The sequence below is a fragment of the Variovorax sp. J2P1-31 genome (genome assembly GCF_030317215.1).
In the GTDB taxonomy this organism is placed as follows: domain Bacteria; phylum Pseudomonadota; class Gammaproteobacteria; order Burkholderiales; family Burkholderiaceae_C; genus Variovorax.
On sequence record NZ_JASZYA010000005.1, the window covers coordinates 15,373 to 28,138 of the forward strand.

The window sequence follows — 12,766 nt, forward strand, 5'->3', positions numbered from 1 at the left end:
CGCATCTTCCCGATGCCTTCGAGCCTGATCGTGAGTCTTCTGTGGGGCGCCGCCAGTAGGCACAATCCGACCATGTCACGCATCCTGCTGATCGATGACGACGAGCATCTCGCGGCGCCGCTGGCCACCTACTTCGCGCGCTTCGACTGCGTGCTCGACAGTGCCACGCGGCCCAGCGAGGGCCTGGCCAAGCTGCGTGCCGAACACTACGACGCGGCCATCCTCGACGTGATGCTGCCCGAGATGGACGGCTTCGCGCTGTGCCGCGCGATCCGCGCCGAGAGCGACATCCCGATCGTGATGCTCACCGCGCGCGGCGAGGTGATGGACCGCGTGGTCGGGCTCGAGCTGGGCGCCGACGACTACGTGCCCAAGCCCTTCGAGCCGCGCGAGCTGGTGGCGCGCGTGCAGACCATCCTGCGGCGCCAGCGCCAGTCGACGCCGCCGGCCGTGACGACGCAGCGCCGGGAGTTCGACGGGCTGTCGATCGACCTCGACCGGCGCGAGGTGCTGCGCCACGGCGAGCGCGTCGAGCTCACGGGCACCGAATTCGAACTGCTGGCGCTGCTGGCGCGGCAGCCGGGCAAGGTCTGGAGCCGCGACGACATCCTCAACCAACTGCGCGGCCAGGAAGCCGACTTCTACACGCGCGCGGTCGACATCGTGGTCAGCCGGCTGCGCAAGAAGCTCGAGCCGCTCGACTGCATCAAGACGCTGCGCAACGCGGGCTACGCGCTGGCCGTGGGCAAATGAGGCGGCCGCGCGCGAACGACGAGCGGCGCTGGCGGCACCGCTGGAAGCACTCGCTGCGGCTGCGGCTGATCACGGTGTTCGTGCTGCTCGCGCTGGCCATGACCACCGTCTTCCTGGGCGGCATGCAGCACGCCTTCAAGACCGGCTGGCGCGAGGCGGCCCAGCCGCTGCTGATCGACTACATCGACCGGCTGGTGCTGGAGATCGGCAGCCCGCCGGACGTGGAGCGCGCCCGGGCGCTGGTCGCGCGCCTGCCGATCTCGATCCGCATCGAGGGGCCGCAGGTCCAGTGGGACTCGCATCCCGCCAAGGACCGGCGTGGCTGGTGGGACGAGCGCCGCGAGGGCGCCGACGCGCGCGACGAGTGGTTCCGGCGCAGCACCGCCGACGGCCATGTGCTGACCTTCGGCCTGGGCGATTCGCCGGTGCGCGACCGGCCGCACGGCATCGGCTGGGTCATCCTCGCGCTGCTGCTGGGCCTGATCATGGCCGCGTATGCCTACGTGCGGAAGCTGCTGCGCCCGCTCGACGACATCCGCGTGGGCGCCGAGCGCTTCGGCCGCGGCGCCTTCGACCAGCCGATCCCGCTGCGGCGCCACGACGAACTGGGCGAGCTGGCGCAGCGCATCAACACCATGGCGCAGGACATCCGCGGCATGCTCGACGCCAAGCGCTCGCTGCTGCTGGCGCTGAGCCACGAGCTGCGTTCGCCGCTCACGCGCGCGCGGCTCAACGCCGAGCTGCTGCCCGCCACGCCCGAGGGCGAGGTCGAGCGCGAGGCGCTGCTGCGCGACCTCAACGAGATGCGCGACCTGATCAGCGACCTGCTCGAGAGCGAGCGCCTGGCCAGTCCGCACACCGGCCTGCAGCGCGAGCCCGTCGACCTGGCGGTGCTGATCCGCGAGACCGTGGCCGAGATGCCGGGCGCGCAGAACGTGCACCTGGACCTGGTGCAGGGCCTGCCGCCGCATGCCGTCGACCGCATGCGCATCCGGCTGCTGGTGCGCAACCTGCTGGACAACGCCTTGCGCTACAGCACGGGTGCGCCCCGGCCGCCCTGCGTGTCCTTGCGCGCGGTGCTGGACGGCCCGAAGCAGGGCGTGGAGATCGAGGTGCGCGACCACGGGCCCGGCGTCGACGAGGCGCAGCTCGACCGGCTGACCGAGCCCTTCTACCGCACCGACGGCGCGCGTGCGCGGGCCACCGGCGGCGTCGGGCTGGGCATGCACCTGTGCCGGCTGATCGCCGAGGCGCATGGCGGCGAGGTGGTGGTGCGCAATGCGCATCCGGGGCTGCAGATCACGATCCGGCTGCCTTAGTCCGAGGTCGCGCAGGCCGCCCGTGGCCTGTCGCCTGCGCTACCAGCGCGGCCGAAACCCAGGGCTACGATGCGCCTCCTCATCCACACCAGACAGGGAGAACGCACCATGACCAGCCCCCGCATCAACCACCAGGTCCGCCTTGCCAAGCGCCCCGAGGGCCAGGCCACGCGCGAGCATTGGCACTTCACCACCGAGCCCATCGCCGAGCCCGAGGAGGGCGGCGTGCTGGTCCAGGTGCTGTCGCTGTCGCTCGACCCGGCCATGCGCGGCTGGCTCAACGATGCCAAAAGCTACATCCCGCCCGTGGCCATCGGCGAGGTGATGCGCGCCGGCGGCGTCGGCCGCGTGATCGCGTCGAAGAACCCTGCCTTTGCGGTCGGCGACACGGTCTACGGCACGCTGGGCGTGCAGGAGTACATCCTCATCGCGCAGGACCAGGTCAAGCGCAACGGGCTGGTGAAGATCGACCTCGGCGTCGGCACCATCGGCCAGTGGCTCAACGTGCTCGGCATGCCGGGCATGACCGGCTATTTCGGCCTGATGGACGTGGGCCAGCCCCAGCCGGGCGAAACGGTGGTGGTGTCGGGCGCGGCCGGCGCGGTCGGCCAGACCGTGGGCCAGCTCGCCAAGCTCAAGGGCTGCCGCGTGATCGGCATCGCGGGCGGCGCGGCCAAGTGCGAATGGGTGGTCAAGGAGCTGGGCTTCGACGCCTGCATCGACTACAAGGCCGGCGAAGGCGCGGTGCGCGCGGGCTTGAAGGAGCACTGCCCCAAGGGCGTGGACATCTATTTCGACAACGTCGGCGGCGAGATCCTCGACCACGTGCTTGCCAAGCTGGCGCGCAAGGCCCGGATCATCATCTGCGGCGCGATCAGCCAGTACAACAACGCCAACAGCGTGCCGGCCGCAGGACCGCGCAACTACCTGAGCCTGCTGGTCAACCGGGCGCGCATGGAAGGCATCGTGGTCTTCGACTACGCCGACCGCTATCCCGTGGCCATCGCCGAACTCGCGGGCTACCTGAAGGACGGGCGCATGAAGAGCAAGGAAGACACGGTGGCGGGGCTCGACACCTTCCCGGAAGCGCTGAATCGGCTGTTCAGTGGCGAGAATTTCGGCAAGCTGGTGCTGCAGGTCGCGACCTGAGGCATCGGCCCGCGTGATCTGGCACCCTGTTGCTGACGATGGCTCAGTGGGTGCCAACATGCTTCTTCCGCCTGTGAGCGGTCATTGAACTGTGCGGGCCCAGCGGGCCCTGACACGCTGGGCCTGGGCGGCAACTCGCTCCAGTTCCAGGCGGTCTACCGTGACTCCGGGTCCGGCCAACGCAGCGGCGCATTTCACGGTCATCTATCAATAGACGGCAAGCCCACCGGACGCTGTGCTCGCAGCCGGCCGGCGTCTGCTGCCGGGCCGCGTTCATCACGCGCCCTTGGCCCACCCTCGCGGCAGAGTTGAGACAGGCGCGGGCTGCAGCGTGCGCGTCGGGCTCAACCGGCACCAGCAGCGGCCAAGGGCTGGCATGCGCGCTTCGCGTTCGGCTTCACCGACAGTGCGGAACAGGCGCACAAAATCCGTTGCGCTCAGACCACTGATTGAAAACTAAAGTTTCCTGTGATCGTTTGAAGCGGGCAAATCACACATCTGACGCGAAACATTGCTAACTACTGTTAAATAGACAGCAATGTACTTCTTCTCTCGTACTTGAGTCGCTAAACTCCGATCGCCTCGCGTCAGCGGGCAGTCAGTTATTGAGTTCAGTACATCCAATTCAGGGAATGAAAATGCAAAAGAATCGTTTGATCCAGATCGCCGCCTTGGCCGCAGTCGCCGCGCTCTCGCAGGGCGCCTCCGCCGCAGACGGCACCATCAATTTCACGGGCGACATCGTCGACGCACCGTGCTCGATCTCCGCGGGCAGCCAGAACAAATCCGTGCCGTTGGGCAAGGTGACGCGCACCGCTTTCGACGGCGCGACCGCCGGCACCGCCACGGTGGGCAAGCATTCGCCCGCCGCCGATTTCACCATCGACCTGCTCGGTTGCGGCGCCACCGCCAAGGGCGCGACCGTGACCTTCTCGGGCACGGCCGATGCCACCGACGCCACCGTGCTGCGCATTGCCAATGCCGGCCAGGTCGGCGTGACGGCGGCTTCGGGTGTGGCGATCGAGATCGGCGATTCGGCCGGCACCAAGATCGCGCTGGGTTCGGCTTCGGGCCAGTACACGCTGGGCCAGGGCGACAACTCGCTCAAGTTCAAGGCGTCCTACGTCGCGACCAAGACTGCAGTGACCACCGGCCCGGCCAACTCGACCGCGCAATTCACGGTCGACTACAAGTAACGGCGTCCCTGGTGGCCGCTGCGGCCCACGGCTGAAGCGACCACCGCTTCGGCCGCCCGCCGGGTGCGCCATCCATGTGGCACCGGCCGGACCGATTGGTCCGGCCGGTGCCGGCATCTCTTCCCAATTTCATCCCTTTGTTCGGCTGCGCCTGCGCGCTGCCGAGTGGGCGAGCGCGTGCCGCATCCGCCCACCGCATCCAGGACTTCTTTCCATGTGCAGCAACCATCGCTTTCGCTGGGCCCTCGCTTTCCTGCTGATGCTGGGCCTCCAATGGCCCGCCGGTGCCGGCGTGACGCTGGGCGGCACGCGCGTGATCCTCGGCGAGAAGGACCGCGAGGCCTCGATCCCGGTGAAGAACACCGGCACCTCGCCCTATGTGGTGCAGGCCTGGATCGACGCCGGCGAAGGCAGGAACAAGACGCCGCTGCTGGTCACGCCGCCGCTGTCGCGGCTGGACCCGGGCATGGAGAACATCCTGCGCATCCTGCGCGTGGGCGGCGAGCTGCCGGCCGACCGCGAGTCGGTGTTCTGGCTCAACGTCAAGGAGATCCCGGAGAAGCCGACCGAGGAGAACGTGCTGCAGATCGCGGTGCGCAGCCGCATCAAGCTGTTCTACCGGCCCGCGAAGCTGGCGGGCAAGCAGGAAGAGGCGCGCACCCGGCTCACCTGGGCCGTCGGTCCTGGCGCGTCAGGCCAGGGTGCCGTGCTCAAGGTCGGCAATCCCACGGCCTATCACGTGACTTTTACTGCGCTGAACGTCAACGACGGCCAGCAGCAGATCAACGCCGACATGGTGCCGCCCTTTGGCGAGATGGCCTATCCGCTGACCGCCATCAAGGCGCCGCAGCCGGTCCAGGTGCGCTTCACCACGCTCAACGACTACGGGGCGGAGACCCCCGAGGAGCGTGTGCAGGTGCCGGTGGGCGACCAGCCGGTGGCGGTGAAGGCCGAACCCGTGCCTGTGGCCGCCGATGCGGCGAAGCGCTGAGGCCGGGGCCTTGCTTGCCATGCGTGCTCTCCATGTCCCGTTCCGGCGCGCGCTGTGCGCCACCCTGCTCGGCACGTTGGGCGTGTCCGGTCATGCCCAAGCGCAGGCGATCGCCTCGAACTTCAACGAGGAGTTCCTGAGCATCGGCGGCGATCAGCCGCATGCCGACCTGTCGCTGTTCTCCTTCGGCAACCGCGTGCTCGCGGGCCAGTACCGGGTCGACGTCTCGCTCAACGAGCGCGGCGCGGGGCAGGCCGACATCCGCTTCGCCGAGAAGGAGGGCAAGACCGACGCCGTGCCCTGCCTCACACGCCGCATGCTCGACGACTGGGGCGTGAACGTGGCGGTGTTCCCCGCGCTGGTGGCCTTGGCCGACGATGCCTGCGTGGACCTGGGCGCGGCGATCCCCGATGCCAGCTTCAGCTACGACGGCGGCAAGCAGCGGCTGTTCGTGAGCATCCCGCAGGCGGCGCTCAAGCGCTCGGCGCGCGGCGCGGTCGGCCCGGAGAAGTGGCACCAGGGCATCACCGCGGGCATGCTCGACTACCAGTTCAACTTCGCGCGCTACAGCGGCGACAACTACCGCAACGACCCCAAGCCCTCGAGCACGCCGCAGAACGTGTTCGACGGCAACCCCTTCGACGACCGCACCAGGGCCCTGCAGCGCAACACGCTGTTCGCGGGACTGCGCGCGGGCTTCAACCACGGCGGCTGGCGCTTCCGGCACTTCTCGACCTACAACCGCGGCATCGACGGCCAGGGCCGCTGGCAGGCCGTCAGCAGCTACGCACAACGCGACCTGGCCTCGATCCGGGGCCAGCTGCTGATCGGCGACGGCAGCACGCCGGGCAACCTCTTCGACAGCCTGCCCTTCCGCGGCGTGCAGGTCTCCTCCGACGATGCGATGCTGCCCGACAGCCAGCAGGGCTACGCGCCCACCATCCGCGGCGTGGCGCAGACCAACGCCCGCGTCACGGTGCGCCAGAACGGCTACGTGGTCTACAGCACCTTCGTGGCGCCGGGCGCCTTCGTGATCGACGACCTGTACCCCACCGCCTCGAGCGGCGACCTCGAGGTGACCATCACCGAGGCCGACGGCCGCCAGACGAAATACATCCAGGCCTTCTCGGCCGTGCCCACGCTGCTGCGCGAAGGCACCTGGCGCTACTCGGCCACCGTCGGGCGCTACCGCAACAGCTACGACGGCAGCGTGATCGGCGGGCGGCCCTCGCTGTCGCAGCCGACCTTCCTGCAGGCCACGCTGGCGCGCGGCCTGGGCCGCGAGTTCACGCTCTACGGCGGCCTGCTGGGGGCGGACATGTACCAGTCGGTGCTCGTGGGCGTGGGCAAGAACCTGCGCGACTTCGGTGCCGTGTCGGTGGACCTCTCGAGCGCGCGCACCACCGACCGCACGCCCTTCAACGGCCAGAAGCGCTTCGACGGGCAATCGCTGCGCTTCCTCTATTCGAAGTCCTTCCTCGACTCGGGCACCAACTTCCGCGTGGCGGGCTACCGCTACTCGACCAGCGGCTTCCGCACCTTCCAGGAAGCGGTGCAGATGCAGGACCTGCAGCCCTTCGAGGCCTTCAACAGCCGGCGCAACGAACTGCGCTTCGAGCTCTCGCAGCAGATCGGCGACAAGGGCTCGGTGTTCGCCTCCGCGCGCCAGCAGAGCTACTGGGGCACCGATGCCAAGGACCGCCTCGTGCAGGTGGGCTACTCGGGCAACTACAAGCAGTTCGGCTACAGCGTCTTCTACAACCAGAGCACCAGCCTGAACCGGCCGCCGCTGCGCCAGCTGATGTTCACCTTGAGCATCCCGCTGGGCGACACGCGGGCCAGTGCGCAGTACACGGCCACGCGCGACAACAGCGGCCGCGTGAACCAGCAGGCCAGCCTCTACGGCAGTGCCTTCGACGACAGCCGCCTGACCTACAACGTGACGGCCGGCAGCACCAACCAGGGCGGCGGGAGCACGGGCAGCGGCAGCGCGAGCTACCTGTCGCCGGTGGGCCGCTTCGACCTCGGCCATTCGCAGGGCCGGGGCTACGGCCAGAGCACCCTGGGCATGGCCGGCGGCATGCTGTTCCATGGCGGCGGCCTCACGCTGTCGCAGCCGCTGGGCGAGACCATCGGGCTGGTGCAGGCGCCCAAGGCGCAGGGCGTGGGCATCGAGTCGCAGACCGGCGTGGCGACCGACGGGGCCGGCCACGCGGTGATCCCCAACCTCACGCCGTACCGGCTCAACCGCCTGGCGCTGCGCACGGCCGACCTGGGCGACACGGTGGAAGTGAAGAACGCGGTGACCGAAGTGGTGCCCACGCGCGGCGCGGTGGTGGTGGCGAGCTTCGAGACCTCGGTGGGCTACCGGCTGCTGATGACGCTGAGCGATCAGAAGGGCCGGGCCTTGCCGCTGGGCTCGAAGATCGAGAGCGAGGCGGGCCAGGAGGTGGGCATCGTCGGTCCGGAGGGCCAGGCCTTCGTCACAGGCGCGGGCCAGCGCGGGCGGCTGACGGTGCGCTGGGGGCAGGGCGCGGGCGATCAGTGTGTCGTGCCCTACAGCCTGCCCGAAGAGAAGAACCCGCCGCCGATCCGGGAGTTGACGGGGCAGTGTGCGGTCACGGTGACGGGCGACGCGCCTTCGAAGGGAACGCAATGAAACGCAGTGATTCGTGTGGTGCGTGGTGCCGGACCATCCCGGCCCTGGCCCTGCTGCTGCTGGGGACGCAGGAGGCATGGGCCGCGTGCTACATCACCCCAGGCTACGCCGAAAAGACCGTGAACATGTCGGTGGGCCGGGTGGTCATTCCTAATGACCTTCCCGTGGGTGGCGCGATCATCACGCCCAAGCTGTTCCCGCTGCCACTGACCGGGACCACCAACAAGCCGTGGACCTGTGTCGGTGGCGGTACCGTGACCGGCGAGATGCTGCAAGGTACCGAAGTGGCAGGCTATGACAAAGTGTTCACCACCGATGTGTCGGGCGTCGGCATCCGGCTGTCGCGCTACTTCAATGGCGCCGACTCCACCTACTATCCCCATACCCGCAGCACCACCTCGGACTTCGGCAACTTCGATGCACGATCGAGCTTCCAGGTCGAACTGATCAAGATCGCCAAGGTGACGGGCAACGGTCCGCTGGCGCAAGGGACCTACACCCGCTACTACAGCCCGGCCGACAACAAATCGGTGCTGACCACCATCCTCTCAGGTGTAGGCATCACCATCATCACGCCCTCGTGCACCGTCGACGCCGGCTCGCGCAACATCCCCGTGAACTTCGGCAAGGTGGCGACATCCAGGTTCAATGGCCGAACCAGCACGGCGGGCGCCCGCGACTTCAACATCCGGCTCAACTGCAGCGCCGGCCAGAACGCGCAGAACACGGTGCAGATCAAGATGGATGCAACGGCGGACCCCGCGAACGTGGATGGCGTGCTGCGCCTCACCCCGGCGGCCGCCGGCACGAACACCGCGGGCGGCATCGGCATCCAGATCGTCGACGCGAGCACCAAGGCGGCCGTCAAGTTCGGCGACACCGTGGACGTGGGCCCGTCGAAGGACGGCAGCTACGTGCTGCCCTACACCGCGCGCTATTACCAGACCGGCAACACGGTGACGCCGGGCCAGGCCAACGGCACGGCGACCTTCACGCTCGACTACAGATAGTCTGCGGTCCGCCACCGCAGGGCTCGACGCCTGAAGGGACGCGAAGCGTGCGGGCTGGCCACCGAACAACAGGCAAGCCAGGGGAGTGAAATGAAACGCAGTTTTTTTCTCTCGTTCGTGACGCCGCGCATGCATGGCGTTCTGTGCATGACCCTTCCGGCGGCGACATTGCTGCTGAGCGTGCAGGACGCTGGAGCCGCGTGCTTTCGCCAGGCGGGGGCGACCGCAAAGTCCATCACCATGAACATGGGCAAGGTGGTGATCCCGAGTGAGCTTGCCGTGAATGCAGTCATCGCCACCAGGGATTTTCCCATCACGGTTCAGGGCGCGAGAGAGCAGTTGTTCGGTTGCCCTGGTGGTGGCACGCTCAGCGGCGTGATGCTGCAGGGAACACCCATCGAGAGCGGCTCCAAGATCTACACGACGGGCGTGTCGGGCGTCGGCATTCGCCTGTCGACCGTGCTCACAGGCAGCACCACCTATCCTTTTCGGTCCGTGTTTCGCCAAAGTTCCGGTGTCTACCTCAGGGCGGGAGACAAGTTCACGGTGGAGCTGATCAAGACGGCGGCTGTCACCGGCAATGGGCCGCTGGCGACGGGAACCTATACCCAGATATCTGGCGACGGCGACGGCGACGGCGTCTCCATGTTGACCTCGGTGCTCACCGGCACTGGCACCACCATCATCACGCCCTCGTGCACCGTCGACGCCGGCTCGCGCAACATCCCCGTGAACTTCGGCAAGGTGGCGACATCCAGGTTCAATGGCCGAACCAGCACGGCGGGCGCCCGCGACTTCAACATCCGGCTCAACTGCAGCGCCGGTCAGAACGCGCAGAACACGGTGCAGATCAAGATGGATGCAACGGCGGACCCCGCGAACGTGGATGGCGTGCTGCGCCTCACCCCGGCGGCCGCCGGCACGAACACCGCGGGCGGCATCGGCATCCAGATCGTCGACGCGGGCACCAAGGCGGCCGTCAAGTTTGGTGACACCGTGGACGTGGGCCCGTCGAAGGACGGCAGCTACGTGCTGTCCTACACCGCCCGCTACTACCAGACCGGCAACACGGTGACGCCGGGCCAGGCCAACGGCACGGCGACCTTCACGCTCGACTACCGCTGAGCCTGCCTCAACGGCCCACGCGTTCGCGCAGCTCGCGCTTGAGCACCTTGCCGATCGCGCTGCGCGGCAGTTCGTCGATGAAGTGCAGCTGCGCCAGCCGCTGGGTCTTGCCGAGCTGGTCGTTGGTCCAGCGCAGCAGCGTGTCCTCGGCGGTGGCATCGTTGTCGCGGCGCACCACGAAGGCCACCGGCGTCTCTCCCCACTGTTCAGAGGGCACGCCGATCACCGCCACGTCGGCCACGGCCGCATGGCCGCGCAGCACGGCCTCGAGGTCGCTCGGGTAGATGTTGAAGCCGCCGCTGATGATCATGTCCTTCTTGCGGTCGAACAGCGTGAGGAAGCCGTCGGCGTCGAAGCGGCCCACGTCGCCGGTGCGGATGAAGCGCTTGCCGGTGGCGTCGAACCACTCGGCCTCGCGCGTCTTCTCGGGTTGGCGGTGGTAGCCGGTCATCATGCCGCCCGAATGGCCCACCACCTCGCCGGCGACTTCGATGTCGTCGCGCGAGAGTTCGCGGCCCTCCTCGTCGATCAGGCGGATGTCGCTGCCTTCGGCGGGCTGGCCCACGGTGTGCAGCTTGGTGGGATGCAGGTGCGCCTCGAGCACGCAGGTGCCGCCGCCTTCGGTCATGCCGTAGAACTCGATCAGGCCGCCGGGCCAGCGCTTGAGCACATCGGCCTTGAGCGCGGCATGGAAGGGCGCGCTGGTGCTGAACTTGAAGCGGTACGACGAGAGATCGTGCGCATCGAAGGCCGGGTGCGCCATCAGGCGCTGGTACTGCACCGGCACGAGCATGGTGTGCGTCACGCGCTGCCGCTCGGCCAGCTGCAGGTAGCCCAGCGCATCGAACTTGGGCATCAGCAGCACGCAGCCGCCCAGCGCGAGCGTGGGGAAGAACACCACCAGCGTGGTGTTGGAGTACAGCGGCGTCGACAGCAGCGTGACGGTGTCGGGGCTGTACTCGTATTTCGCGCCGCGCTGCACATGGGCCCAGCGCATGCCGTGGCCCTGCACGATGCCCTTGGGCTCGCCCGTGGTGCCCGAGGAATAGATGATGTTGAAGGGCCACGCGGGCTGCACCTCGACGGGCGCGGGCTGCGCGCCGGCCGGTGCCAGCCAGGCGTCCAGGCCGAGGCCCACGGCAGAGCCGTCGAGTGCCACACGCACGATGCCGCCGGCCTGCGCAGGACCGATCACCTCGGCCGCCGAAGCGTCGCTGAACAGGATGCGTGCATCGGCGTCCGAGATCATGCGGGCCAGGCTGGCCGGCGTGGAGCCGGGAGCCAGCGGCGCCACCGCGACGCCGGCCCGCAAGGCGCCCAGGAACACCGCGGCGTAGTGCACCGACGAGGCCGCGCAGATCGCGATCGCGTCGCCGGCCTGGAGGCCGTCGCGCTGCAGGCTGGCCGCCACGCGGTCCATGAGTGCGTCGAGCGCGCGGTAGTCCAGGGCGTGTGTCGCGTCCGCCAGCGCGGGGCGTTCGGGCGTGTGCTGCGCGTGGAGGCGAACCAGGTCGGCGATGGCGACGAAGGGGCGCGCCATGGCCGCCTGAAGGGTGGGGTGCAGTTGCAAAATCAATCCTTGCTCGAGGGCGATGCCGCAGGATAGCGAAGCGCCCGCCGGACGCCATCACGTTGGCGACCCTGGGCATGCAGGCGCGCCGTCAGCTGGCGCTCAGGATGTGCGGCCCACGATCTCCCTGCGCGCGGACATGGCGCGGCGCCGGAGAACCCTTTGGCGCGCATCCTTGACCCAGGGGGTTTTCGTGCACATCATCTGGACGATCCTGATCGGCTTCATCGCGGGGCTGCTGGCCCGGGCGATCCTGCCGGGCAACAACGCGATGGGTTTCATCCTGACCGTGGTGCTCGGCATCGCCGGCTCGCTGGCGGCGACCTATGCGGGGCAGGCCCTGGGGCTCTATGCCGTGGGCGGCGGTGCGGGCTTCATCGCCTCCGTGCTGGGCGCGGTCGTGCTGCTCGGGGTCTGGCATCTTCTTTCGAAATAACCCGGGCCACTTCGTCCCTCACGCAAGGAGCTTCTCATGGGTCTACTCGACATCCTCCAGCAGGCCATCGGCGGCAACAACGCCGATGCCCACATCGACCAGGTCACGCAGCACGCCTCGACCGACGAGATCGGCGCCGGGCTGGCCGCGGCCATGCGCTCCGACCAGACGCCGCCCTTCGGCGACATGGTGGGCCAGCTGTTCGGCAACTCGTCACCGCAGCAGCAGGCCGGCCTGCTCAACCAGATCCTGGCCACGCTCGGTCCGGCCGCCGCCTCGGCGCTGGCGGGTGGTGCGTTGGGGCGGGTGCTGCAGCCCGGCCAGACGCAGCTCACGCCCGACCAGGCCTCGCAGCTGTCGCCCGACCAGGTGACCCAGATCGCCGAGCATGCGCAGCAGCAGCATGCGGGCGTGATCGACGAGGTGAGCCAGTTCTACGCGCAGCACGCGGGGCTGATCAAGACGCTGGGTGGCGCGGCGCTGGCCATCGCGCTGGCCAAGATGAAGCAGAACGCCACCCGCGGGTAGCGTTGGCAAGGGTCCGGCGCGGACCCGGCT

General features: G+C 68.6%; 11 protein-coding genes. 10 read left to right on the forward strand and 1 reads right to left on the reverse strand.

From position 1 onward, the window contains the following. Positions 1 to 72 precede the first annotated feature (72 nt). The 8 genes from QTI20_RS28655 (at position 73) to QTI20_RS28690 (ending at position 10,202) form a co-directional block, all read left to right on the forward strand. Positions 73 to 753: a response regulator transcription factor gene (locus tag QTI20_RS28655; protein WP_286555892.1), complete on the forward strand. Its 681-nt coding sequence runs from the start codon at positions 73 to 75 to the stop codon at positions 751 to 753. Continuing rightward, the gene (locus tag QTI20_RS28660; RefSeq protein WP_286555890.1) at positions 750 to 2,072 is read left to right on the forward strand and encodes a sensor histidine kinase; all 1,323 of its coding nucleotides are present in this window, start codon (positions 750 to 752) and stop codon (positions 2,070 to 2,072) included. Before QTI20_RS28655 ends, QTI20_RS28660 begins: the two co-directional genes overlap by 4 nt. Before the next feature lie 108 nt (positions 2,073 to 2,180). Next, a complete protein-coding gene (locus tag QTI20_RS28665) occupies positions 2,181 to 3,221 on the forward strand; it encodes an NADP-dependent oxidoreductase (RefSeq protein WP_286555889.1) in 1,041 nt (346 codons plus the stop codon). 638 nt (positions 3,222 to 3,859) lie between these two features. Continuing rightward, positions 3,860 to 4,417 (forward strand): fimbrial protein, encoded by a 558-nt coding sequence (locus tag QTI20_RS28670; RefSeq protein WP_286555888.1) that lies wholly within the window; start codon positions 3,860 to 3,862, stop codon positions 4,415 to 4,417. 214 nt (positions 4,418 to 4,631) lie between these two features. Next, positions 4,632 to 5,408 (forward strand): fimbrial biogenesis chaperone, encoded by a 777-nt coding sequence (locus tag QTI20_RS28675; RefSeq protein ID WP_286555887.1) that lies wholly within the window; start codon positions 4,632 to 4,634, stop codon positions 5,406 to 5,408. A gap of 19 nt (positions 5,409 to 5,427) precedes the next feature. Next, the gene (locus QTI20_RS28680; protein WP_286555886.1) at positions 5,428 to 8,067 is read left to right on the forward strand and encodes a fimbria/pilus outer membrane usher protein; all 2,640 of its coding nucleotides are present in this window, start codon (positions 5,428 to 5,430) and stop codon (positions 8,065 to 8,067) included. After that, positions 8,064 to 9,077, forward strand: a complete 1,014-nt coding sequence (locus QTI20_RS28685) for a fimbrial protein (RefSeq protein ID WP_286555885.1) — start codon at positions 8,064 to 8,066, stop codon at positions 9,075 to 9,077. The genes QTI20_RS28680 and QTI20_RS28685 overlap by 4 nt, the downstream gene beginning before the upstream one ends. A 90-nt stretch (positions 9,078 to 9,167) precedes the next feature. Continuing rightward, positions 9,168 to 10,202 carry a fimbrial protein gene (locus QTI20_RS28690; protein ID WP_286555884.1) on the forward strand — a complete coding sequence of 345 codons (1,035 nt, stop codon included), beginning with the start codon at positions 9,168 to 9,170 and terminating at the stop codon, positions 10,200 to 10,202. A gap of 7 nt (positions 10,203 to 10,209) precedes the next feature. Here the strand turns inward: QTI20_RS28690 and QTI20_RS28695 are convergent, their stop codons facing one another. Beyond that, positions 10,210 to 11,742 (reverse strand): class I adenylate-forming enzyme family protein, encoded by a 1,533-nt coding sequence (locus tag QTI20_RS28695; RefSeq protein ID WP_286555923.1) that lies wholly within the window; start codon positions 11,740 to 11,742, stop codon positions 10,210 to 10,212. 223 nt (positions 11,743 to 11,965) lie between these two features. Here QTI20_RS28695 and QTI20_RS28700 point away from each other — a divergent pair, with 223 nt between their 5' ends. Beyond that, complete coding sequence (locus QTI20_RS28700; protein ID WP_286555882.1) at positions 11,966 to 12,208, forward strand: GlsB/YeaQ/YmgE family stress response membrane protein; 243 nt, start codon at positions 11,966 to 11,968, stop codon at positions 12,206 to 12,208. Positions 12,209 to 12,244: 36 nt separating this feature from the next. Further along, on the forward strand, positions 12,245 to 12,736 hold the full coding sequence (locus tag QTI20_RS28705; RefSeq protein WP_183024177.1) for a hypothetical protein: 492 nt from the start codon (positions 12,245 to 12,247) through the stop codon (positions 12,734 to 12,736). Positions 12,737 to 12,766: the final 30 nt, after the last annotated feature.